Annotated in this window: 21 protein-coding genes; 9 read left to right on the forward strand and 12 right to left on the reverse strand. The window is 53.7% G+C overall.

Going from position 1 to position 22,092, the window contains the following annotated elements; genetic code table 11:
* Positions 1–44 precede the first annotated feature (44 nt).
* Together pncC and tam are read right to left on the reverse strand one after the other, a co-directional pair.
* Positions 45–554, reverse strand: coding sequence for a nicotinamide-nucleotide amidase (gene pncC / locus N5923_RS10215; protein ID WP_267142407.1), 510 nt, complete (start codon positions 552–554; stop codon positions 45–47).
* Between the two features lie 156 nt (positions 555–710).
* Positions 711–1,484, reverse strand: coding sequence for a trans-aconitate 2-methyltransferase (gene tam / locus N5923_RS10220; protein WP_267142406.1), 774 nt, complete (start codon positions 1,482–1,484; stop codon positions 711–713).
* Positions 1,485–1,696: 212 nt separating this feature from the next.
* On the opposite strand from tam, the gene N5923_RS10225 reads away from it, so the two are divergent.
* Both N5923_RS10225 and N5923_RS10230 read left to right on the forward strand, forming a co-directional pair.
* A complete protein-coding gene (locus N5923_RS10225) occupies positions 1,697–2,587 on the forward strand; it encodes a dihydrodipicolinate synthase family protein (RefSeq protein WP_267142405.1) in 891 nt (296 codons plus the stop codon).
* 84 nt (positions 2,588–2,671) lie between these two features.
* Entirely contained in the window at positions 2,672–3,838 is a 1,167-nt protein-coding gene (locus N5923_RS10230; RefSeq protein WP_267142404.1) for an alpha/beta hydrolase, read from the forward strand.
* Between the two features lie 42 nt (positions 3,839–3,880).
* Here the strand turns inward: N5923_RS10230 and N5923_RS10235 are convergent, their stop codons facing one another.
* Positions 3,881–4,219, reverse strand: a complete 339-nt coding sequence (locus N5923_RS10235) for a zinc ribbon domain-containing protein YjdM (RefSeq protein WP_267142403.1) — start codon at positions 4,217–4,219, stop codon at positions 3,881–3,883.
* 290 nt (positions 4,220–4,509) lie between these two features.
* On the opposite strand from N5923_RS10235, the gene N5923_RS10240 reads away from it, so the two are divergent.
* From N5923_RS10240 to flgE, 3 genes are all read left to right on the forward strand, one after another.
* The gene (locus tag N5923_RS10240) at positions 4,510–6,573 is read left to right on the forward strand and encodes an alpha-amylase (RefSeq protein ID WP_267142402.1); all 2,064 of its coding nucleotides are present in this window, start codon (positions 4,510–4,512) and stop codon (positions 6,571–6,573) included.
* 250 nt (positions 6,574–6,823) lie between these two features.
* A complete protein-coding gene (locus N5923_RS10245; protein WP_267142401.1) occupies positions 6,824–7,975 on the forward strand; it encodes a porin in 1,152 nt (383 codons plus the stop codon).
* Between the two features lie 245 nt (positions 7,976–8,220).
* Positions 8,221–9,429, forward strand: a complete 1,209-nt coding sequence (gene flgE, locus N5923_RS10250) for a flagellar hook protein FlgE (RefSeq protein ID WP_267142400.1) — start codon at positions 8,221–8,223, stop codon at positions 9,427–9,429.
* A gap of 96 nt (positions 9,430–9,525) precedes the next feature.
* Here the strand turns inward: flgE and N5923_RS10255 are convergent, their stop codons facing one another.
* On the reverse strand, positions 9,526–9,966 hold the full coding sequence (locus N5923_RS10255) for a flagellar protein FlhE (protein WP_267142399.1): 441 nt from the start codon (positions 9,964–9,966) through the stop codon (positions 9,526–9,528).
* 473 nt (positions 9,967–10,439) lie between these two features.
* Here N5923_RS10255 and mutS point away from each other — a divergent pair, with 473 nt between their 5' ends.
* Positions 10,440–12,995: a DNA mismatch repair protein MutS gene (gene mutS / locus N5923_RS10260; RefSeq protein WP_267145231.1), complete on the forward strand. Its 2,556-nt coding sequence runs from the start codon at positions 10,440–10,442 to the stop codon at positions 12,993–12,995.
* A 72-nt stretch (positions 12,996–13,067) separates the two neighbouring features.
* Here mutS and rpoS read toward each other — a convergent pair whose 3' ends face one another.
* From rpoS to ftsB, 8 genes are all read right to left on the reverse strand, one after another.
* Positions 13,068–14,060, reverse strand: coding sequence for an RNA polymerase sigma factor RpoS (gene rpoS, locus N5923_RS10265; protein WP_267142378.1), 993 nt, complete (start codon positions 14,058–14,060; stop codon positions 13,068–13,070).
* Positions 14,061–14,118: 58 nt separating this feature from the next.
* Complete coding sequence (gene nlpD, locus N5923_RS10270) at positions 14,119–15,186, reverse strand: murein hydrolase activator NlpD (protein WP_323372718.1); 1,068 nt, start codon at positions 15,184–15,186, stop codon at positions 14,119–14,121.
* A gap of 183 nt (positions 15,187–15,369) precedes the next feature.
* Positions 15,370–15,996 (reverse strand): protein-L-isoaspartate(D-aspartate) O-methyltransferase, encoded by a 627-nt coding sequence (locus tag N5923_RS10275; RefSeq protein WP_017803642.1) that lies wholly within the window; start codon positions 15,994–15,996, stop codon positions 15,370–15,372.
* Entirely contained in the window at positions 15,990–16,751 is a 762-nt protein-coding gene (surE, locus tag N5923_RS10280; RefSeq protein WP_267142376.1) for a 5'/3'-nucleotidase SurE, read from the reverse strand. Before surE ends, N5923_RS10275 begins: the two co-directional genes overlap by 7 nt.
* Positions 16,752–17,028: 277 nt before the next feature.
* Positions 17,029–18,078, reverse strand: coding sequence for a tRNA pseudouridine(13) synthase TruD (truD, locus tag N5923_RS10285; RefSeq protein WP_267142375.1), 1,050 nt, complete (start codon positions 18,076–18,078; stop codon positions 17,029–17,031).
* Positions 18,078–18,557 (reverse strand): 2-C-methyl-D-erythritol 2,4-cyclodiphosphate synthase, encoded by a 480-nt coding sequence (gene ispF, locus N5923_RS10290; RefSeq protein ID WP_017803637.1) that lies wholly within the window; start codon positions 18,555–18,557, stop codon positions 18,078–18,080. Before ispF ends, truD begins: the two co-directional genes overlap by 1 nt.
* Positions 18,558–18,569: 12 nt before the next feature.
* Positions 18,570–19,277 carry a 2-C-methyl-D-erythritol 4-phosphate cytidylyltransferase gene (ispD, locus tag N5923_RS10295; RefSeq protein ID WP_267142374.1) on the reverse strand — a complete coding sequence of 236 codons (708 nt, stop codon included), beginning with the start codon at positions 19,275–19,277 and terminating at the stop codon, positions 18,570–18,572.
* A 3-nt stretch (positions 19,278–19,280) separates the two neighbouring features.
* Positions 19,281–19,598, reverse strand: coding sequence for a cell division protein FtsB (gene ftsB / locus N5923_RS10300; protein ID WP_017803635.1), 318 nt, complete (start codon positions 19,596–19,598; stop codon positions 19,281–19,283).
* A gap of 197 nt (positions 19,599–19,795) precedes the next feature.
* Here ftsB and N5923_RS10305 point away from each other — a divergent pair, with 197 nt between their 5' ends.
* From N5923_RS10305 to N5923_RS10315, 3 genes are read left to right on the forward strand one after another with little or no spacing between them, the layout of a single operon-like run.
* The gene (locus tag N5923_RS10305) at positions 19,796–20,557 is read left to right on the forward strand and encodes a basic amino acid ABC transporter substrate-binding protein (RefSeq protein WP_267142373.1); all 762 of its coding nucleotides are present in this window, start codon (positions 19,796–19,798) and stop codon (positions 20,555–20,557) included.
* A gap of 54 nt (positions 20,558–20,611) precedes the next feature.
* Positions 20,612–21,376 (forward strand): amino acid ABC transporter permease, encoded by a 765-nt coding sequence (locus tag N5923_RS10310; RefSeq protein WP_267142372.1) that lies wholly within the window; start codon positions 20,612–20,614, stop codon positions 21,374–21,376.
* Positions 21,363–22,085 (forward strand): amino acid ABC transporter ATP-binding protein, encoded by a 723-nt coding sequence (locus N5923_RS10315; protein WP_267142371.1) that lies wholly within the window; start codon positions 21,363–21,365, stop codon positions 22,083–22,085. Before N5923_RS10310 ends, N5923_RS10315 begins: the two co-directional genes overlap by 14 nt.
* Positions 22,086–22,092 lie beyond the last annotated feature (7 nt).

Below are 22,092 nucleotides of genomic sequence, written 5' to 3' on the forward strand. Positions count from 1 at the left end.
GGTTGCTTTGCTGTAATACGAATAACAGTGATTATACTGTATGGTCATACAGTATCAAGTTTATTTTCGAGAAAATCATCATGTAACGTTTGCAGGGCGTAAGCCGTTGCCTGACGGCGTACCGCCTCGCGGTCTCCGGCGAAAAGTTGCCGCCGGGTCAGCAGTGTTCCATCGGCGCTGGCAAAGCCAAACCACACGGTGCCGGTAGGCTTTTCGGCCGTGCCACCATCCGGGCCAGCAATGCCACTAACCGAAATCGCAAAATCGGCATGCGCCGCCTGCAATGCTCCCAGCGCCATTTCGCGCACCACCTGCTCGCTGACCGCGCCGAACTGCTCCAGCGTAACGGCGGTGACACCAATCAATTGCTGCTTCGCTTCATTACTGTAAGTGACAAAGCTGCGCTCAAACCACGCCGAACTGCCGGCAATATCGGTAATCACCTTACTGATCCAGCCGCCCGTACAGGATTCCGCTGCGGTGACGGTGGCGTTGCGGCGCTGTAACCGTACCCCTATTTCGGTACTCAGCTGGTTTAATTGGTCGTCGGTCATATTGATAATCCTGGCTGCGGGCAAGCTGCAACGGTAGCAATAAATAGCCGGAAAGGCGTAGCACTTTTCGTCGCGGGCAGCGGCGAAAATCATTATTTTGCGCGCTATGTTCAGAAACAGAAAATAGGGGCAAACCACGGCGAAAACCACGGCGATTTAACGCTTTTGCGCCACCATAAACAGCCGCGGAAAAGCGAGCAGCACCTGACCATCGGCCTGCGGCGGATAGGCCTCGCTGATTTCCGCCAGATACGCCTGCAAAAATGCCTGCTGCTCACGCTCATTTAATGATGCAAGAAAAGGACGCAGCCCGGTAGCGCGCAGCCAGTCAATAATCGCTGCGGCGTCAGGCATCTGATGATAATAAGTGGTGCGCCAGATATCCACGTGACAACCCGCCGCCGTGAGCACGTCATAATAGTGCTCCGCACTCAGCAACTTTTTGCGATCCGTCGCATGACTGTCGATTTTCTCACGCCATGCCGCTTGCCCGGCCACTTCACGCATCAGGCGATGACTGGGTTGATCGAGATTATCAGGCATCTGAACCGCCAGCACGCCGTATTCCGCCAGCTGTGCAACCAGATGCGGAAACAGCTGCGGATGGTCATTTAGCCACTGCAGTGAAGCATTAGCGAAAATCACATCTTGTGGCGGCGACGCCTGCCAGCTGCGGATATCCGCAGCGATAAAATGACAATCAGGCAAACGTTGCTGCGCCTGCTGCAGCATCGTCAGCGAACTGTCCAGCCCGGTTATTTGCGCCTGCGGCCAGGCACGCCATAGCAGTTCGGTGCTGTTGCCGGGACCGCAGCCAAGATCGGTGGCGGTATGCACTTCAATTGCCGGGATTCGCGCCACCAGCTCCAGCGCCGGGCGGGTTCTTTCTGCTTCAAACTGACGATACAGCTCAGGATTCCACTCTTTCATGCGGACCTCGCGATAAGGTTATGCAAACTAAGGTTAGCGACAGATATGAAAAGCCCATCCCGATAAAGTTCAGCACCTCATCCGGCAAGCGCACAAAAGTAAAAAATGCGAAGCAGCTCGGGTTATCACCATGACAAGTATGGCATCCGCCGACATTCACCAGTAAGTTAAAACAGCGTTTCATTTTAATTACTGAGAACCCGGAGCCTGTTATGTCTGTAGAAACCCCCTTTAGCGGTGTCTGGTGCCCTTCCGTTACCCCGTTTGATAGCCAGGACAAGGTCGATCTTAATGCGCTGCATCAGCATCTTACACGCTTAACTGCCGCGGGAATTGATGCGTTGCTACTGATGGGCAGTATTGGTGAATTCGTCTCGCTAAGTCAGCAGGAGCGTCTGCTGCTGATTCGCGAGGCGCGCGCCATGTCGACGTTGCCGATGGTTGCCAATGTTTCCACTACCTGCATCGCCGATATGCTGCAGCTGGCGGAACAGGCCGCGCAATCCGGCTATGATGCTGTGATGATATTACCGCCTTATTACTTTGGTCAGACGCGTAAGCAGCTGCTGAGCTACTACCGTGAGCTGGACCAGCGTCTGCCGGGCAAATGGTTTGCCTATAACTTTCCGGCGCGTACCGGTTGCGATCTTGATGCCGCGCTGGTGGCGGAACTGGCGGCGGAGTTGCCAAAATTTATGGGTATTAAAGACACCATGGACTGCCTGTCCCATAATCGCCTGCTGATTGAAGAGACGAAAAAAGTGCGCCCTGATTTTGCGGTGCTGTCTGGCTACGATGAATACTTACTGCCAAATCTGCTGGCAGGCGGCGCCGGGGTGATTTGCGGTCTGAATAATCTGGTGCCCGAACTGTTCGCCGGCGCTATGCAGGCATGGAAAGCGCAGGATTTGGCGGAACTGACGCGCATCCAGCAGCGGATTGGCAAACTGATGGCGATTTACACCCTTGGCGATGATTTTGTCAGCGCGATTAAGACCGCTGTGGCGCGCCAGTATGGCTATATGACGCCCGCCTCGCGTAACTATGGCGGAGTCCTGAGTGAGCTGCAGTGTCAGGCGCTGGATCGCCTGTTCGCCGAATAATGGTTTCGCTGTCATATGCATAAGGCCATGCTGAGCAGGCCAGGTTATGCTGCCTGTTCAATAGGGTGATCCAGGGAATGCTTAGTGACGTTACGATCCAAATTAGCTGCGCTCTTAACGCTGGCGTGTCTGCTGGCGCTCAGCGGTTGCGTCCGCGCGCCTTCTGCGCTGCCGCCTGCCGGACAGGCAACATTTGCTGACTATCAGCGCGACACCACAGCCTGGGTGCAACAGCATCGTCACTTTCAGAGTAACCATCGCCAGCAGGAGTTAATCTGGAATACGCCGCAGGAGTGGCGACCGGCGGGCGGCAAGCCTGAAAAAGGGGTGCTGCTGATCCATGGCCTTGGCGATGCGCCTGGATCGTTCAGCGATATTGGCCCGCAACTGGCGCGCCAGGGATTTCTGGTGCGTACACTGCTGCTGCCCGGCCACGGCACCCGACCGCAGGATTTAATCGGCGTCTCGATTAATGACTGGCGACAGGTAGTCAATGAACAGGCGGCGATCATGCAACAGGATGTCGCACAGGTGTGGCTCGGCGGCTTTTCTACCGGCGGTAATCTGGCGCTGGAATATGCCATTAAACATCCGCAGGTGGCGGGTCTGCTGCTGTTTTCGCCGGCAATAAAATCTAACGTTACCTTCGATTTTGTCACTCCGTTGCTGGCGGTATTTACCGACTGGTTACGCGAGCCGCGTCCTGGCTACCCTGAACAGCGCCCGACGCGCTATATGATGGTGCCGACCAATGGTTTCGCCCAGTTTTACCGTACCAGCGCCGCCGCTCAACAGCTGTTAAGCCGCAATGGCTACAGTAAACCGACGCTGATGGTGCTGACTGAACATGACTCGGTGCTGGCCACCATGCGTTTTCTCAGCCAGTTCGACAGCACCTTTACCCATCCCGCCAGCCGCCTGATCTGGTACGGCAACAAGCCTGCATCTCCGGTACTCTCAGCGCGCGTGCTGATCCGGCCAGATCGCCTGCCACAGCGGCATATCAGCCAGTTTTCGCATATGTCAGTACTGTTTGCGCCAGACAATCCGCTGTATGGCGAACACGGTAGCGATCGTATGTGTGAAAATGGGCAAACGGAGAGTGATTATCGCGCCTGCCGCGCCGGTGCGGAGGTATGGTTTTCTGACTGGGGCTATCGCGAAACGGGCAAGATCCACGCACGCCTGACGTGGAACCCTTATTTTGCCTGGCAAAACCAGATTATGACGCAGGTAATGACGCAAAAGTAATGCTTCTGCCGTTACCCGACGGGTGGCAACGGCAGTAAGTGATCAGCTTTTTTTCACAAACTCTGATTTCAGCTTCATCTGACCAAAACCCTCGATTTTACAATCGATATTGTGATCACCTTCGACCAGACGAATGCTTTTCACTTTAGTGCCAATTTTCAGGGTGGATGAGCTACCTTTTACTTTCAGGTCCTTAACCACGGTCACCGCATCACCATCCACCAGCAGGTTGCCATTGGCATCACGCACAATCAGCCCTTCTTCTTCAGCAGAAGCCGCGCTGGCTGACCACTCATTACCGCATTCAGGACAATTCAACTGTTCGCCGTCCTGCCAGGTGAACGTGGAATTACATTTTGGACAGTTTGGTAGCTGTTGCACCTTAACCCCTTAAAATTGAATTAAATAAAATTAAAAACCTTGTGAATCATAAACCACAATCTTTATAGGTATACATTTTACACCCTTTGCGCGCCAAAAGAACAGCGCGATAATCGGATCAAATATTCATCCCTCTGCGCTGAAAGCCTGAAACAGTGATTAGACAATAAGTTACCGTCTCCCCCTGCCCTCTCCTCCCCCTGATTTAACCGGCAGGATGAGGTTAGCAGCCATAATGCGAGGCAGGATAATCATCGCAGCCCCTCTGACTGGCGTGACTAAGGAGAGTAATGAAATACCTGCCCCTGACTCTGTTACTGTTGCCACCGGCGGCGCTGGCTGACTGGACGCTGAACAGCTTTCCTGCTTTTACCGCCTCCGGCGACGGGCTGTTTACCAGCAGCGCAACGCTACCAAAGGGCCAGCTGGCGCTGCAAATCTGGCAGGATCAGCAGTGCTGGCAACCCGAGGGCGCGGTAAAACTGAACCAGACCCTGTCGCTACAACCCTGCGGTAAACAGCCGCCGGTTAGCTGGCGACAGTTTCGCGCTGGCGACTATCAGGTTCGGATTGATACGCGCAGCGGCACCCCCACGTTACAGCTGAGCATGAAAAGCACCGCGCCGGCCAGCGCCAGCAGCCCTGCTCGCAGTTGTCCACGCTGGGATGGTCAGCCGGTCAGCATTGACGTCGGCAACACTTTCAGCGAAGGCGAGAGCGTGCGCGACTTTTATTCCGGGCAAATTGCCAGCGTCAGTGGCGGAAAAATCACGCTGCAACCGGCAGAAAACAGCGGTGGCCTGCTGCTGCTGGAGTCTGCTGCCACGCAGAAAAATGCGACTTTTAACTGGCACAATGCCACGATCTATTTTGTACTAACCGATCGTTTTGCCAATGGCAATCCGGCTAACGATCACAGCTATGGCCGTCGCAGCGATGGTCAGCAGGAGATAGCCACTTTCCACGGTGGCGATCTGGCGGGATTAAGCGCGAAACTCGACTATCTGCAACAGCTGGGAGTCAATGCGCTGTGGATCAGTTCGCCGCTGGAGCAGATCCACGGCTGGATCGGCGGCGGGACGAAGGGCGATTTCCCCCATTATGCTTATCACGGCTACTACGCGCTCGACTGGACGCGGCTTGATGCCAATATGGGCACCGGGCAGGATCTGAGTAACCTTATCGATCAGGCCCATCAGCGTGGCATCCGCATTCTGTTTGATGTGGTGGTTAATCATGTCGGCTACGCCACGTTAAGCGATATGCAGAGCTTTCAGTTCGGCTCGCTCTGGTTGCAGGGCGCGGAAGTGGAAAAAACGTTGGGGAAAAACTGGGGTGACTGGCGACCGGGCCGTGGTCAGAACTGGCACAGTTTTAATGATTACATTAATTTCTCCGACAAAACCGGCTGGCGCAACTGGTGGGGGAAAAACTGGATCCGCAGTGATATCGGCGACTACGATACCCCGGGTTATGACGATCTCAGCATGTCGCTGGCGTTCCTGCCGGATATTAAAACCGAAGCGCCACAACCCAGTGGACTGCCGCTGTTCTGGCGTCATAAGCCAGATAACCAGGCGCAGGAGATCGCTGGCGCCACAACCCGCGACTATCTGACCCACTGGCTAAGCCAGTGGGTGCGTGACTATGGCATTGATGGTTTTCGCGTTGATACCGCCAAACATGTTGATAAAAAAACACTCGCACAGCTCAAGCAACAGGCCACCGCCGCGCTGGCGCAGTGGAAAGCGGCCAACCCGGATAAAGCGCTGGATAACAGCGCCTTCTGGATGACCGGCGAGGCCTGGGGTCATGGGGTGATGCAGAGTGATTTTTATCAGCATGGCTTCGATGCGATGATTAACTTTGATTTTCAGGATCAAGCCGCGCAGGCACTCAACTGCTTTGCACAGATTGACGCCAGCTGGCAGCAGATGTCAGAGAAGCTGCAGGATTTTAATGTGCTCAGCTATCTGTCGTCACACGATACCCGGCTGTTTTTCACCAGCGATGCGCGGGAATCGCTGAAATTACAGCAGCGCGCCGCCGATCTGCTGTTGTTAACGCCCGGCGCAGTGCAGATTTACTATGGCGATGAGAGTGGCCGTACTTTCGGCCCGACCGGTTCCGATCCCTTGCAGGGCACACGATCGGATATGAACTGGCAGCAGCTATCCGGCAGCAAAGGCGCACTGCTGCAGCACTGGCAAAAGCTGGGCAGCTTCCGGGCACGCCATCCGGCGATTGGCAGCGGCATGCAACAATCACAACATCAGCCGCGCTATTACGCCTTCAGCCGTCAAAGCGCTGGCGATCGGGTGATGGTGGTGTGGGTCGGCGATGGCCAGTATTAAGAATATCAACCTGGATTATTGCTCAAATATCATCCTGACTTATTTTCATTCCATATTATTCTAATAAATGCGATATTAAAATAAAGCCAAATTCATAAAATGCTATTTTTACCATATTGTGCGTAAGCGCGTTTTGTTAATTATTCCATTGCCAAAAGTGTTAAAAGGATTAACGCGGGTGTTTCCCGTATAATAAAAAACATTAACGCCGGTGCGTTATTAATTATGGCAATGGTAAGCAGGTATAATAATGGCAATTAACATGCGCGTTTTAAGCCAGGCGATTGGTTTAGCCCTGGTTGTCGGCAGCACCTCTTTTGCAGCACATGCAGAAATTACACTATTAAAACAGGATCCACAGGCGGGTAACCCGCTTAGCCGCCTCAATTTCACCGTTGGCGGCAGCATTCGTCCCCAGTTCAATAATATGACCGGCGGCAGCGATAATGGTTCATATAAACGTAATGGCTTTGATGGCGGCACCCGTTTCCGCTTTGCGGCTGACTATTATCTGTTCGACGATATTAGTTGGGTCAATTATTATGAACTGGGTGTTAATATTCCGGCGCTGTTTGACTGGGATCATCATTACGCCGATGGCGCCAATGATACCAGCCGCCGTATGTTATATACCGGTCTGAAAAGTAAAACCTGGGGGATCCTGACCTTTGGTCAGCAGAATAGCGTTTATTATGATGTCGTCGGCGCCAAAACCGATATCTGGGATTACGATATGGTTGCGCAGGGACCCGGCAACGGTATCAATGGCGACTACGACGGATCTTATCGTTCACGCAAAATGCTGAAGTATAAAAACAGCTTTGGCGATGCCGATATCTACGCCTCTTATCTGTTCAGTGATAACGAATATCTGCCGGGCAATGGCCTGCGTTATAAGCGTAAAGGCGGCGGTTCACTGGGTGTTGATTATCATCTGACGAAGGATCTGAGCTGGGGCACTGCGTGGAACTACACCAGCGCGGAAATGCGTAATCCATCCGACAGCAACAGCAAAGAGTACGACCAGAATATCGTCGGTACCGCGCTGAGCTGGAAACCTGACAACTGGACCCTGAGCTTTGGCGGCGGTTGGTACAACAACTTCCTCACCACCAAAACCGTCGATGTGAATAATTACTTCGCTGGCGATGCCTGGGGTATTGAGTACTTCGCCGGTTATACCGTCCCGGTTGGTCAGTATGCGGTGAAATCAGTGATGCCTTATTTTATGGGAGATCGTCTGGAGTACGCCACTGGCCGTGATTATCAGCGTATCGATAATGGTGTGGGTATCTCCTTCCAGTTCGACTACGGCTTCCGCGCCGATGTGGAACATGTGCTGACCTCCAGCACCGACAATCTGGGCGATATGACCCTGGTGCGTCTGCGTTACGACTTCTGATTATCAGGCGCCTCCTCTGCGGGGCGCTATTTCTTCCCTTCTTTTACATACCCCAAACCACCCAAAACCTGACTTAAGTTAAATTCTTCTTTTTTAAGCTCAAATTAACCGCAGTATTGCCGTCTATTCCTGGGATAGCCGTGTCGACCTGACCGATAGAATGATGAATGCACACAGACACACAGGTGATGTGTACAAAACTTCCGCGCATCGACTTCATCAGACTCACAGGTTAGGAGTGTTACATGGCATTTTCACAAGCAGTAAGCGGCTTAAACGCGGCTTCCAGCAACCTTGACGTTATTGGTAACAATATCGCCAACTCAGCAACCTCAGGCTTTAAATCCAGCACCGTCGCTTTTGCCGATATGTTTGCCGGTTCTAACGTTGGTATGGGCGTAAAAGTCGCCGGCGTTATCCAGAACTTTAACGATGGCACCGCGACAACCACCAGCCGTGGCCTCGACGTGGCGATCAATAAACAAGGTTTTTTCCGTTTAACTGACACCGCTGGCGCAGTTTACTACAGCCGCAACGGTCAGTTTACGCTTGATGAGAACCGTAACATTGTTAACACCCAGGGTTTAAAAGTGACCGGTTATCCGGCATCAGGTAGCCCGATGGCGGTTCAGACCGGCGCCTCTCCAGTCGCCCTGACGATCCCAACCACCCAGATGACGGCGAAAGCGACCTCAACAGCTTCTCTGGTGGCCAACCTGAACTCGTCAGACTCTGTACCGACCAATGCCACGTTCTCCACTACTGATGCAGACAGCTATAACGCCAAAACCACTGTCACTGCCTATGATTCATTAGGTAATACCCATCAGATCGATCTCTACTTTGTCAAAGATGCTACAGATAACTCATGGACGGTTCATCCGGTTGATGCCAGCACCGGCACTGCGGCTGCTGACTTCACGATGACATTTAGTAGTGCCACCGGCGAATTGCTCACCCCAACCACGGCGCAGCCGATCGCAATGACATCATTAAATGGTGCAGATGCATCAACCTTTAATTTGTCGATGACCGGCAGTATGCAGCAGAACACCGGCGCCGACACCTTTGGTAACCCGACGCAAGATGGTTATGCTCCAGGCGACCTCACTTCATACTCAATTAGTGATGACGGCACTATCGTGGGTAGCTATTCCAACAACCGTACTCAGGTACTGGGACAGATTGCTTTAGCTAACTTTGCTAACCCGGAAGGTCTCTCTTCTGCAGGCGATAACGTCTGGCAGGAAACCACCTCTTCCGGTCAGCCGCTGATTGGCGTGGCAGGCACCGGTAACCTTGGAACTCTGACTTCCGGCGCGCTGGAATCATCCAACGTCGATCTGAGTAAAGAGCTGGTAAACATGATCGTTGCTCAGCGTAACTATCAGTCGAATGCGCAGACCATCAAAACCCAGGACCAGATCCTCAACACCCTGGTCAACCTGCGTTAATAATCCTCGCCTGTGCGTCAAAAAAATCCATCGCTGTGATGGATTTTTTATTACTGCGATAAAAAAACCCGCCATCAGCCGCGGGTTTTTTGTTGTCTATCTGACTTCCCAGTTAATGCTTAACTGCGTATCGCCCCTGCCCTGTACATAGCGCATCGGTACGCGGCCATTCACCCGGTAGTAAAGGTAAAACGGCATTTGCGCGACCTTACCGGAGAAGTAGCTGGTGGTGCCATTTTGCGCGCTGGAAATATCGACGCAGTTACTGGTCGATCCCTGACACAGATAGACCTGCAAGGTGCCACCAGCGGGGATCTGACTCTGAGCGAGGGAGTAGTTCCAGAACACTTTAGTGACCGTTGCCTGCGGCAATGGCGCGCTGTTTAACACAAAGTTATTCTTATAAATATTGTTCGCCACGCCGACGCTCATGGCGCCGTGCAATATCGCCATGCTGGAGCCGCTATTTGCCGCCGCCGCGCTCACCCCGCAGGACAACAGCGACAGCAGTAAGATGCAACGAGAAGAGTTAATCATTATTATTGTTCACTCTGAAAACCAGCCATTATCGGTTGCCGGTCTGGCAAGCGATGCCGAATGCGGTCTTTAACAGGCAAGACCCTTCAATTATCCATCTTATACCGCATCTGTTGCGACCATCGGGTGAGAAGTGGCAAAATATCGCCGCTTTCTCGCTGATTACACCAGCCCTCTTTGCAACGCGCACGGCTGTTACATCACAATTTTACGGCATGCTTTCCGCTTTTAACTGTGACAGCGGATTGCCCGCTGGGCTAGTATAGCCACTGAAAAAATCTAATCTGTTACGGGCGCGGTAAGATGCCAGATCCTTTGTCAGCCAGATAGCATGACTTTGACCATAACTGTTTGATTTAGCTGAGCAGCAGTCACTTTGCTCCCCCCTGTCGTTCACCAGACCATGTGATACCTAACGATGAAAACGAAATCACAATTAACTTTAATTTCAATGGACTGAAGCCGGTAACCTTATGACAAGTACAGATAAACTCGACGCCCATACGCCGATGATGCAGCAGTATTTTCGCCTGAAAGCGGATCATCCCGACATCCTGCTGTTTTACCGTATGGGTGACTTCTATGAACTGTTTTATGACGACGCCAAACGCGCCTCGCAGCTGCTGGAGATTTCACTGACCAAACGTGGCGCGTCAGCAGGCGAACCGATTCCGATGGCCGGTGTGCCCTATCATGCGGTAGAGAACTACCTCGCCAAGCTGGTGCAGCTCGGCGAATCGGTGGCTATCTGTGAACAGGTGGGCGATCCGGCGCTAAGTAAAGGCCCGGTTGAACGCAAGGTGGTGCGTATTGTCACCCCCGGCACGATCAGCGATGAAGCGCTGCTGCAGGAGCGTCAGGACAATCTGCTGGCTGCCATCTGGCAAGGCTCACGCGGTTTTGGCTATGCCACTCTTGATATCAGTTCCGGTCGCTTCCGTCTGGCGGAACCGACCGATAAAGAGACCATGGCGGCAGAGCTGCAACGCACCAATCCCGCCGAACTGCTCTATCCGGAAGATTTTGCGGCGATGGAGTTGATCGATAACCGTCGCGGCATGCGCCGTCGTCCGCTATGGGAATTTGAACCCGATACCGCGCGTCAGCAGCTGAATATGCAGTTTGGTACCCGCGATCTTAGCGGCTTTGGCGTGGAGCAGGCGCATATGGCGCTGCGGGCGGCAGGCTGTCTGTTGCAGTATGTCAAAGATACACAGCGCACTTCCCTGCCGCATATTCGCTCCCTGACCATGGAGCGTCAGCAGGACGGCATCATTATGGATGCGGCGACCCGACGTAACCTGGAGATCACCCAGAACCTCGCGGGCGGCATTGAAAATACTCTCGCTTCGGTGCTGGACCGCACCGTGACGCCAATGGGCAGCCGTATGCTGAAGCGCTGGCTGCATATGCCGGTACGCGATGCGGTTACTATCAATCATCGCCAGGAGAGTATCGAAGCGTTGCAGGAAACCGGGGCAGAACTGCAACCGGCGCTGCGTCAGGTCGGTGATTTAGAACGTATTCTGGCCCGTCTGGCGCTGCGTACCGCGCGGCCCCGTGATCTGGCGCGCATGCGTCACGCTTTTCAGCAGTTGCCGGATCTGCGCGCCCAGCTGGAACCCAGCAAAGTGCAGCATCTGCAAACTTTGCGCGAGCAGATGGGTGAGTTTAATGAACTGCGCGACCTGCTGGAGCGGGCGATTAAAGATTCGCCGCCGGTGCTGGTGCGTGACGGTGGCGTGATTGCCCCAGGCTACAACGCCGAACTGGATGAGTGGCGCGCGCTGGCCGATGGCGCGACGGATTACCTTGATCGTCTGGAGATCCGCGAACGCGAAAAACTGGGTCTGGATACTTTAAAAGTCGGCTTCAATGCGGTGCATGGCTACTATATTCAGGTCAGCCGCGGACAGAGCCATCTGGTGCCGATCAACTATGTGCGTCGTCAGACGCTGAAAAACGCCGAACGCTATATCATCCCGGAACTGAAAGAGTACGAAGACAAAGTACTGACTTCGAAAGGGAAAGCACTGGCGCTGGAAAAAGGCTTATACGACGAGCTGTTCGACCTGTTGCTGCCGCATCTGGAAGCATTACAGCTGAGCGCTGCTGCGCTGGCGGAACTCGATGTGTTGGCCAACCTCGCTGAACGCGCCTGGACGCTAAATTACTCACGCCCGGTACTCAGCGATAAAATAGGTATCAAACTGACCGGCGGACGTCATCCGGTGGTTGAGCAGGTACTGAAAGAACCCTTTATTGCTAACCCGCTGACCCTCACGCCACAGCGCCGTATGCTGGTGATCACCGGTCCGAATATGGGTGGTAAAAGCACCTATATGCGCCAGACTGCACTGATTGCACTGATGGCCTATATCGGCAGTTTTGTCCCGGCAGAACAGGCGATTATCGGTCCTGTCGACCGCATTTTCACCCGTGTTGGCGCCGCGGATGACCTCGCATCAGGCCGATCCACCTTTATGGTCGAGATGACCGAAACCGCCAATATTCTGCATAACGCCACGGAATACAGTCTGGTGCTGATGGATGAGATTGGCCGCGGCACCTCGACTTATGACGGACTGTCGCTGGCGTGGGCTTGTGCGGAAAGCCTGGCGAACCGCATCAAAGCGATGACGCTCTTTGCTACCCACTACTTCGAACTGACGACCCTGCCGGAAAAAATGGAAGGGGTGGTGAATGTCCACCTGGATGCGATTGAGCATGGCGATACTATCGCCTTTATGCACAGCGTACAGGAAGGCGCCGCCAGTAAAAGTTATGGCCTGGCTGTTGCATTGCTGGCCGGTGTGCCTAAAGATGTGATTAAGCGCGCGCGTCAGAAGCTGAAAGAGCTGGAAGCTTTGTCAGGCAGCGCGGCTGCATCAAGCGCCGATGGCGCCCAGCTGCCACTGCTGGTGGAAGAGACTTCGCCTGCGGTAGAAGCGCTGGAAGCGCTGGATCCCGATTCATTGTCGCCGCGTCAGGCACTGGAATGGATCTACCGGTTAAAAGCGTTGGTATAATCAGGGCAATAAAAAAGCGGTGGTATTAACCACCGCTTTCGCATTCACTTAGTCACTTAAAGCCTGCCGCTTTTATTCACGAAAAAGCGCTTCAATATTCAGTCCCTGAGTCTGCAGAATTTCACGCAGACGACGCAGACCTTCAACCTGAATCTGACGTACACGCTCACGGGTCAAACCAATTTCGCGACCCACATCTTCGAGCGTTGCCGCTTCATAGCCTAACAGGCCAAAGCGACGAGCCAGCACTTCACGCTGCTTGGCGTTCAGTTCGAACAGCCATTTAACGATGCTTTGTTTCATATCATCGTCTTGCGTGGTGTCTTCCGGACCGTTGTCTTTCTCATCGGCCAGAATATCCAGCAGCGCTTTTTCAGAATCCCCCCCTAACGGGGTGTCGACTGATGTAATGCGTTCATTGAGACGCAGCATACGGCTGACATCATCAACAGGCTTATCCAGCTGTTCAGCAATCTCTTCCGCACTCGGCTCATGATCCAGCTTGTGAGAAAGTTCGCGCGCTGTACGCAGATAAACATTCAGTTCTTTAACGATATGAATCGGCAGACGAATGGTACGGGTTTGATTCATAATCGCCCGTTCAATAGTCTGACGAATCCACCAGGTGGCGTAAGTAGAAAAGCGGAACCCTCTTTCCGGGTCAAACTTCTCAACCGCGCGAATTAAACCGAGATTACCCTCTTCAATCAGATCCAGCAGCGCCAGACCACGATTGCTGTAACGGCGGGCAATCTTAACCACCAGGCGTAAGTTACTCTCAATCATGCGGCGACGAGACGGGATGTCACCACGTAATGCACGGCGAGCAAAGAAAACTTCTTCTTCGGCCGTCAGAAGAGGAGAATATCCAATCTCTCCTAAATAGAGCTGCGTCGCATCCAGGACTCTTTGTGTCGCACCCTGCGACATCAACTCTTCTTCAGCTAACTCACTATCACCAGGTTCGTTTCCGACAAGAGCCTTCTCGTCAAAAGTCTCAGCTCCGTTCTCGTCGAATTCCGCATCTTCATGTGATTCGTTAACTTTCAGCGTATTCTGGCTCATAAGCGGCTCCTACCCGTGACTCCCAGGGCAGAACACCTTTATTTCGGGTTCTGCCGGTTTATCGCTGCGGCAAATAACGCAACGGGTTGACGGATTTCCCCTTGTAACGAATTTCAAAATGTAATCTAACAGAACTGGTACCGGTGCTGCCCATCGTCGCAATTTTCTGACCCGATTTAACTTCTTGTTGCTCACGGACCAGCATTGTGTCGTTGTGCGCGTATGCACTCAGGTAATCATCGTTATGCTTGATGATAATCAGATTACCGTATCCACGTAAGGCGTTCCCTGCGTAAACAACGCGCCCTGAGGCAGTTGAGACAACAGGCTGTCCACGTGAACCCGCGATATCGACACCTTTATTGCCACCTTCGGAAGCAGAGAAGTTATCGATGATCTTACCATCAGTAGGCCAACGCCAGCTTCCAACCGGGGTCGAACTATTCGTCGTGCTACTGACTGTCGGAGCGGTAACCGGGGCTGTTGTCGTTGCAACAGTTGTTCCCGACGAAGGCAACATCTTGCCCCCACTTGATTTACCAGAATCTTCAGAATACGTAATAACCGGTTGTTGTGCAACCGTTGAGGATTTAATTTGCGTCGAGGTCGGTGGTGTTGGTACACCGCCCTGAGTAGCATCAGCAACGGTGATCGCATTGCCACCCGTAATCGATGCCCCTGAGCCATTACTAACCTGCAAAGTCTGGCCCACATTGAGACTATAAGGTTCAGCGACATTGTTACGCTGCGCTAAATCACGGAAATCATTGCCGGTAATCCAGGCGATATAGAATAAAGTATCGCCGCGTTTGACCGTGTAAGTCTGTCCGCTGTAGCTACCTTTAGGAATGTTCCCATAAGTACGATTGTAGACGATGCGACCATTCTGCGTCTGCACATTGCTTTCTGCGGCACCCATGTTTTGCGCCGACCCCATGGTGCTGACCGGTGCGCGTCCCGCCAGCATACCGCCGCCGGAAGACGGACTGCTGCTGACGCCAGAGTCACCGCCAACGCTGCTAATAGGAGCCTGCGTAGAGTTGCTGGAACAACCCGCCAACCAAAAACCAACCAGCGAAACTGCCGCGATACGGCTTAATTTAAATACTGGGCTTCCCGTGCTCATCTATCCCCCGTGACGGCAAAACTGTAACCCGTTGTCGGTATGAATCCGGCGGCACACGCAAAGCGTGGCGTCTGGCCGGTAGCGACAGCGGGCAGAAATTATTGATGATACTAACAATATCGAAACAACCGTGCCATTAAACAGTTGTGTAGAAATGCTGACAATACCTGAAGTCGCGAGGCTTTATGCCAAATCGCCCTTTACCAGCGGGACAAAACGCACCGCCTCTACGGTATCGACCACAAACTCGCCACCTTTACGGCGGATTCGTTTTAATACCTGCTGCTCCTCCCCCACCGGCAATACCATAATGCCGCCTTCATCCAGCTGCGACATCAGTTCAGTCGGAATTTCTGGCGGTGCGGCAGTGACAATAATCGCATCAAAGGGTCCGCGCGACGGCCAGCCTTGCCAGCCATCACCGTGGCGGGTAGAGATATTATGGAGATCGAGTTGTTTCAGACGACGTTTAGCCTGCCACTGCAACCCCTTAATCCGTTCGACCGAGCAGACATGTTCAACCAGATGCGCAAGTATCGCTGTCTGGTAACCGGAGCCGGTGCCGATCTCCAGCACCCGCGAAGTGGGCGTGAGCTCCAGTAATGCGGTCATTTTCGCCACCATATAGGGCTGCGAAATGGTCTGGCCGGAGCCAATCGGCAACGCGACGTTTTCCCAGGCTTTATGTTCAAAAGCCTCATCGACAAAACGCTCGCGCGGCACATCTTCAATTGCCTTTAGCAAACGCTCATCGTCAATGCCCTGCTGGCGTAACTGCTCCAGCAACGTATCAATACGCTTGCTCACCATTCCCCATTAACCTCAGCTTTAGTTAACCAGCTTGAGACCACATCTTGCGCGCCATGCGCAGTTAAATCGACATGCAATGCCGTAAGCGAAACATAGCCTTCATCGACAGCTGCAAAATCGGTATCCGGGCCGGCATCAAACTTATCACCCGGCGGACCAATCCAGTAGAGCGTGTTGCCACGCGGATCCTGCTGCGGAATCACCTGATCGGCAGGATGACGGCTGCCACATCGGGTCACCCGGATACCTTTAATCTGATCGAGCGGCAGATCGGGCACATTGATATTAAGAATACGTCCGGTGCGCAGCGGCTCACGCTCCAGTGCGCGCAGGATCTTGCAGGTAATCGCTGCAGCGGTGTCATAGTGCTGATGTCCGTCAAGCGAGACCGCCAGCGCCGGTAAGCCAAGATGGCGCCCTTCCATTGCCGCCGCCACAGTGCCGGAGTAAATCACATCGTCGCCCAGATTTGGCCCGGCATTGATGCCGGATACCACGATATCCGGTTTCGGCTGCATCAGAGCATTAACGCCCAGATAAACGCAGTCGGTTGGCGTTCCCATCTGCACCGCGATATCACCGTTAGGATAAGGAAAAGTACGTAACGGCGTTTCCAGCGTCAGCGAGTTCGACGCGCCGCTGCGATTGCGATCGGGCGCAACAATCTGCACCTCAGCAAACTCGCGCAAGGCTTGCGCCAGAATCTGAATGCCCGGCGCATGAATACCATCATCGTTACTCAGCAATATCCGCATTTAATAGGTAACCTTTTGAATTTTATAGACCATGAAGACTATCAAGGCTTTTTATTGTCCTGTTGATTATCCTGTTTAATTTTTTGCCGGTCCAATTTTACACGCAAAATTGAGCCTTGCGGCTTCGTGCATTCTAGCTGCCTGGAGGGGTAAGTGGTAGGCGTAAATTCTGAGTGTCGGCAGATAAAGCGGGAGTTTTTTCCGGGGCAGGAATTCTGCCCCGGGCGTTGATGGCAACCACTGACGTTAACCAGCTGATGCGCCAGATAGCACTGTCTTACTCAGCAATATCCACGTCGTCGCCTTCCTGTTGCAGGATTTCACGCACCACGCTGGTGGCAAAGCTTCCCGCTGGCAGCCAGAAATTGAGTTCTGCCGTCACATCATCCCACCAGTTCCAGCGCAGATCGCGCGGGATAACCAGCATCGCGCGGCGTGCCGCTTCGACACGTTCACGCTCCAGCAGAGCAATTAATTCCGACTCTGCTGTCAGACACTGCTGTTCAAATGCCAGCGCCGCGTCACGGCTTCCCCACTCGCCGCTGCCCGGCAGCGGCGCGGTGATGCGCAACTCATGCTGATCAACGCGTTGCTGCAACGTCTCCAGTTCAGCGGCTTCAGCGACAAACCAGCTGCCGCGACCGGTAAGTTGTAAGGCATCGCCCGCCAGCACCTGAGAAAGTGACTGCTGCTGCGCCAGACGGTCGCTGGTCACCTGGTTAAACATCGCACTGCGTGCGGCCGACAGCATAAAGCTGCGCTTATTGCGCTCACGCACGCGGATCTCATCCGCCGCCCAGCGGCGTGCCTGGTGCAGGTTATTGCCGCCACGGCCAAAACGTTGCAGACCAAAATAGTTGGGTACGCCAAGCTGGGCAATCTGCGTCAGACGCTGTTCAACCGCATCACGGTCGCTGATCTGGCGTAATACCAGTTTAAAGGCGTTGCCCTGTAGCGCGCCGGTGCGCAGCTTGCGTTTATGACGCGCGCTTTCCAGCACTTCACAACCCTCAAGATCAAATCCCGACATATCCGGCGTCTCTTTACCCGGCAGGCGCAGGCAGAACCACTGTTCGGTGACGGCATGGCGATCTTTCATTCCGGCGAAACTGACTTCGCGCGGCGGAATACCGGTAAACTTCGCCAGCGCATCGGCGACAAAGCGCGTGTTACAGCCATTTTTGCGCAGACGCACCAGCAGATGTTCACCTTCGCCATCCGGGCCATAACCCAGATCTTCGATGACCACAAAATCTTCCGGATTGGCTTTTAACTTGCCGCTGACGGCGGGTTTGCCATGCATCCAGCTCAGATTCATCATATCCATCAGGAGTTAGCCTTATGGATCAATGCCACTGCTTCACAGGCGATACCTTCACCACGGCCGGTAAAACCGAGTTTTTCGGTGGTGGTGGCTTTTACATTGACATCATCCATATGAATACCGAGATCTTCCGCAATATTGATCCGCATCTGCGGGATATGCGGCAGCATTTTGGGCGCCTGGGCAATAATGGTGACATCAACATTGCCCAGCTGATAGCCTTTTTGCTGAATTCGCTGCCAGGCTTCGCGCAGCAGCACACGGCTGTCGGCACCTTTATACGCCGCATCGGTATCCGGAAACAGCTTGCCGATATCGCCCAGCGCCGCCGCACCCAGCAGCGCGTCAGTCAGCGCATGCAGCGCCACATCGCCATCCGAATGCGCCAGTAAACCTTTTTCATAAGGAATTCGCACACCACCGATAATCAGCGGGCCTTCGCCACCAAAAGCATGGACATCAAAACCGTGACCGATACGCATTTTGCGCTCTCCTTATTTATGTAATTGCGTCAGATAGAACGCGGCCAGCGCCAGATCTTCCGGCCGCGTCACTTTAATATTATCGCTGCGCCCCGGCACCAGCTCAGGATGATAGCCACAATGCTCCAGCGCTGAGGCTTCATCAGTAATGGTTGCGCCATCATTAAGCGCGCGCAGCAGACAGGTGCGCAGCAGATCAAGCGGGAAAAACTGTGGCGTCAGCGCATGCCATAAGGCTTCGCGCTCAACGGTATGGGCAATCGCCTCTTTGCCTGGCTCCGCGCGTTTCATGGTATCGCGCACCGGCGCAGCAAGAATGCCGCCGACGCGACTGCTGCTGGCAATCGCCAGCAGCCGCGCCAGATCGTCCGCATGCAGGCAGGGGCGCGCGGCGTCATGCACCAGCACCCACTCAGCGTCGCCTGCCGCCTGAAGTCCCGCCAGTACCGAATCCGCCCGCTGCCGTCCGCCAGTGACCGTGGTGATACGCTGATCCTGCGCGATCGCCAGCTGTTTAAATTGCACATCGTCGTCGCTGAGCGCCACAATCACGCGCGTCACCGCCGGATGCGCCAGCAGGCTGGCGATACTGTGTTCGAGGATAGTTTGCGTGCCAATAGTCAGATACTGTTTCGGACACTCAGACAGCATACGGCTGCCGATACCGGCCGCGGGAACCACGGCGATAATCTCGGGAAAGGAACCTGCAATGTTGGTCATTAGTTATCGTTGTTGATTTTGAGCTGCCTGTTGCGCGTTTCGTCTGTTTTGATCCGGCACCAGGCGATAGAAAGTCTCGCCGGGTTTAATCATGCCCAGCTCGCTACGTGCACGTTCCTCGATCGCCTCCGAGCCGCCATTCAAATCATCGATTTCGGCAAAGAGCTGATCGTTACGCGCTTTTAGTTTGGCGTTATTCGCCTGCTGCACCGCGACGTCATCGTTGACGCGCGTATAATCATGAATGCCGTTCTTGCCCAGCCAGAGCGAATATTGCAGCCAGCCTAATAGTACAAGTAACAACAGCGTCAGTTTACCCATCCACGCCCCCTGAAAAACGGCTCAATCATCCCATAACTTTTGGCCCGACTCCACTGTGCAGGCGAAATTGAGCTGCTTTATCGGAATGTCGGGCAAAAGCGCTGCAAACAGTGCTTGCCTGGTTGCGCGCTAAAATGTATTTTTATGCACTTAAAATGCATAATCACGATTTTTTTATCTATTTCCCGGGAGAAGTCATGTTTAAAAAATACGCGCTAATCAGTACCTTACTGGCGCTGTTTGCCTCTGCTGCTCATGCAGAAACCTACGTAGTGGGTTCCGGCGGCACTTACCGTCCTTTCGAGTTTGAAAACAGCCAGAAACAACTGGAAGGCTTTGATATTGATGTTATTAAGGCCGTAGCCAAAGCGGAAAAATTTGATATCAAACTGGTTAACACCCCGTGGGAAGGCATCTTCGCCACCCTGAATTCCGGCGACCGCGACATGATTATCTCCGGGATTACCATCACCGATAAACGCAAGCTGATGGTGGACTTCTCCGCGCCTTACTTCCCGGCGGAACAGTCAATTGTGGTGCCGAAGGATTCTAAAGTGGATTCGCTGGCCGCACTGAAAAGTGAAAACGTGGGCGTGGTGAACTCCAGTACCGGCGATATTGTGGTTTCTGATGTGCTGGGCAAAAACAGCACGGCGATTAAGCGTTTTGATAACACACCGCTGATGTTGCAGGAGCTGTATGAAGATGGTATCGGCGCAGCGGTAGGTGATGTTGGCGTTGTAAAGTACTACATCAAAACTCATCCGGAGAAGCAGTTTAAGCTGGTGCCGGATGCGAAATTCGAACGTCAGTATTTCGGTATCGCAGTAGCAAAAGGCAATGATGAACTGCGCAATAAAATTAACGCCGGCCTGAAGAAAATCATCGCCGACGGCACTTACGCCAAAATCTACAGCACCTGGTTTGACACTAATGTCCCGACCCTGCCCGCTGAGTAACCCCTCTTTTTCGCCGCTCTGTGCGGCGAATTCTCTCTACAGGATTGTTGTTGTATGACTGGATTTCGTTGGGAAATCATTCAGGAATATTTGCCGCTGTTTATCGATGGCGCCATGATGACGCTGAAATGTACGTTGATCTGCGTGATCACCGGTACACTTTGGGGTCTGACTCTTGGCCTCGGTCGGCTGGCGCAGGCGCCGCACGGCCCGTGGAAGCCTGTTCTGCGCTTCTGTGTGCAGTGGCCGGTACGCATCTATATCAGCGCTTTTCGCGGCACGCCACTGTTCGTACAAATTATGGTGGTGCATTTCGCCTTAATCCCGTTATTTATCAATCCGCGTGATGGCATAATGGTCACCAGCGGCCTGATGTCATCGGAATTCGCGCGTATGCTACGCTCCGAGTACGGTGCATTCCTCTCCTGCGTCGTGGCGATAACGCTTAATGCCGGCGCCTATGTTTCGGAAATCTTCCGCGCCGGTATTCAGTCGATCGATCGCGGTCAGATGGAAGCCTCGCGTTCGCTCGGTATGCCGTATGGCCGCACCATGCGCAAAGTGATTTTACCGCAGGCATTTCGCCGCATGCTGCCGCCGCTGGGTAATAACGCCATCGCGATTGTCAAAGACTCCTCACTGGCTTCGGCTATCGGCCTCGCCGATCTGGCTTACGCCGCGCGTACCGTGTCCGGCGCCTACGCGACCTACTGGGAACCCTACCTGGTGATTTCACTGGTCTACTGGGTGTTTACTTTCCTGCTTTCGCTGCTGGTTCAACATATGGAAAAGAGGTTCGGCAAAAGTGATTCACGTTAATAATTTGCAGAAACAGTTTGGTGAAACTCTGGTCCTGCGCGGCATCAGCTGCGACATCGCCCCGCAAGAAGTGGTCTGCGTTATCGGCCCGTCAGGTTCGGGGAAAAGTACTTTTCTGCGCTGTCTGAACGGGCTGGAAAGCGTTGACGGCGGCAGCGTCGAGGTCAACGGTTTTGCAGTGCACGATGTGAAGAGCAATATCAACCAGCTGCGTGAGTCGGTAGGCATGGTATTCCAGCGCTTTAACCTGTTCCCGCATATGTCAGTGCTGGAAAACCTGATTATGGCGCCAATGGACGTGCGTAAGCTGTCGCGTAAGGTGGCGGTTGAGCAGGCAAAAGCGCTGCTGGCGAAAGTGGGACTGAGCGATAAGATCGACGCCTGGCCAAATAGCCTGTCCGGCGGCCAGCAGCAGCGTGTGGCGATTGCCCGTGCGCTGGCGATGGAACCGAAAATCATGCTGTTCGATGAGCCAACCTCGGCGCTCGATCCTGAGCTGGTTGGCGAAGTGCTGGCGGTAATGAAAACCCTGGCGCAGGAAGGGATGACAATGGTGATTGTCACCCACGAGATGGCGTTTGCCCGTGAAGTGTCAGACCGGGTGATGTTTATCGATCAGGGCGTGATTCAGGAGATGGGCAAACCGGAGCAGCTGTTTAGCACGCCGGCCAACCCGCGTACCGCGTCGTTTCTTAGCAAAGTTTTGTAACGCTGCG

This window comes from Winslowiella arboricola (assembly GCF_025527015.1).
Classification (GTDB): domain Bacteria; phylum Pseudomonadota; class Gammaproteobacteria; order Enterobacterales; family Enterobacteriaceae; genus Erwinia; species Erwinia arboricola.

What these genes read in the sequence shown, in the direction of transcription:
- N5923_RS10305 (WP_267142373.1), top strand. Translation starts at nt 19,796, where the DNA reads ATGTTTAAAAAATACGCGCTAATCAGTACCTTACTGGCGCTGTTTGCC.
- N5923_RS10275 (WP_017803642.1), bottom strand. Translation starts at nt 15,996, where the DNA reads ATGGTGAGCAAGCGTATTGATACGTTGCTGGAGCAGTTACGCCAGCAG.
- ftsB (WP_017803635.1), bottom strand. Translation starts at nt 19,598, where the DNA reads ATGGGTAAACTGACGCTGTTGTTACTTGTACTATTAGGCTGGCTGCAA.
- mutS (WP_267145231.1), top strand. Translation starts at nt 10,440, where the DNA reads ATGACAAGTACAGATAAACTCGACGCCCATACGCCGATGATGCAGCAG.
- N5923_RS10225 (WP_267142405.1), top strand. Translation starts at nt 1,697, where the DNA reads ATGTCTGTAGAAACCCCCTTTAGCGGTGTCTGGTGCCCTTCCGTTACC.
- tam (WP_267142406.1), bottom strand. Translation starts at nt 1,484, where the DNA reads ATGAAAGAGTGGAATCCTGAGCTGTATCGTCAGTTTGAAGCAGAAAGA.
- ispF (WP_017803637.1), bottom strand. Translation starts at nt 18,557, where the DNA reads ATGCGTATCGGTCACGGTTTTGATGTCCATGCTTTTGGTGGCGAAGGC.
- N5923_RS10255 (WP_267142399.1), bottom strand. Translation starts at nt 9,966, where the DNA reads ATGATTAACTCTTCTCGTTGCATCTTACTGCTGTCGCTGTTGTCCTGC.
- surE (WP_267142376.1), bottom strand. Translation starts at nt 16,751, where the DNA reads ATGCGGATATTGCTGAGTAACGATGATGGTATTCATGCGCCGGGCATT.
- N5923_RS10310 (WP_267142372.1), top strand. Translation starts at nt 20,612, where the DNA reads ATGACTGGATTTCGTTGGGAAATCATTCAGGAATATTTGCCGCTGTTT.
- rpoS (WP_267142378.1), bottom strand. Translation starts at nt 14,060, where the DNA reads ATGAGCCAGAATACGCTGAAAGTTAACGAATCACATGAAGATGCGGAA.
- flgE (WP_267142400.1), top strand. Translation starts at nt 8,221, where the DNA reads ATGGCATTTTCACAAGCAGTAAGCGGCTTAAACGCGGCTTCCAGCAAC.
- N5923_RS10240 (WP_267142402.1), top strand. Translation starts at nt 4,510, where the DNA reads ATGAAATACCTGCCCCTGACTCTGTTACTGTTGCCACCGGCGGCGCTG.
- truD (WP_267142375.1), bottom strand. Translation starts at nt 18,078, where the DNA reads ATGGATATGATGAATCTGAGCTGGATGCATGGCAAACCCGCCGTCAGC.
- nlpD (WP_323372718.1), bottom strand. Translation starts at nt 15,186, where the DNA reads ATGAGCACGGGAAGCCCAGTATTTAAATTAAGCCGTATCGCGGCAGTT.
- pncC (WP_267142407.1), bottom strand. Translation starts at nt 554, where the DNA reads ATGACCGACGACCAATTAAACCAGCTGAGTACCGAAATAGGGGTACGG.
- N5923_RS10245 (WP_267142401.1), top strand. Translation starts at nt 6,824, where the DNA reads ATGGCAATTAACATGCGCGTTTTAAGCCAGGCGATTGGTTTAGCCCTG.
- ispD (WP_267142374.1), bottom strand. Translation starts at nt 19,277, where the DNA reads ATGACCAACATTGCAGGTTCCTTTCCCGAGATTATCGCCGTGGTTCCC.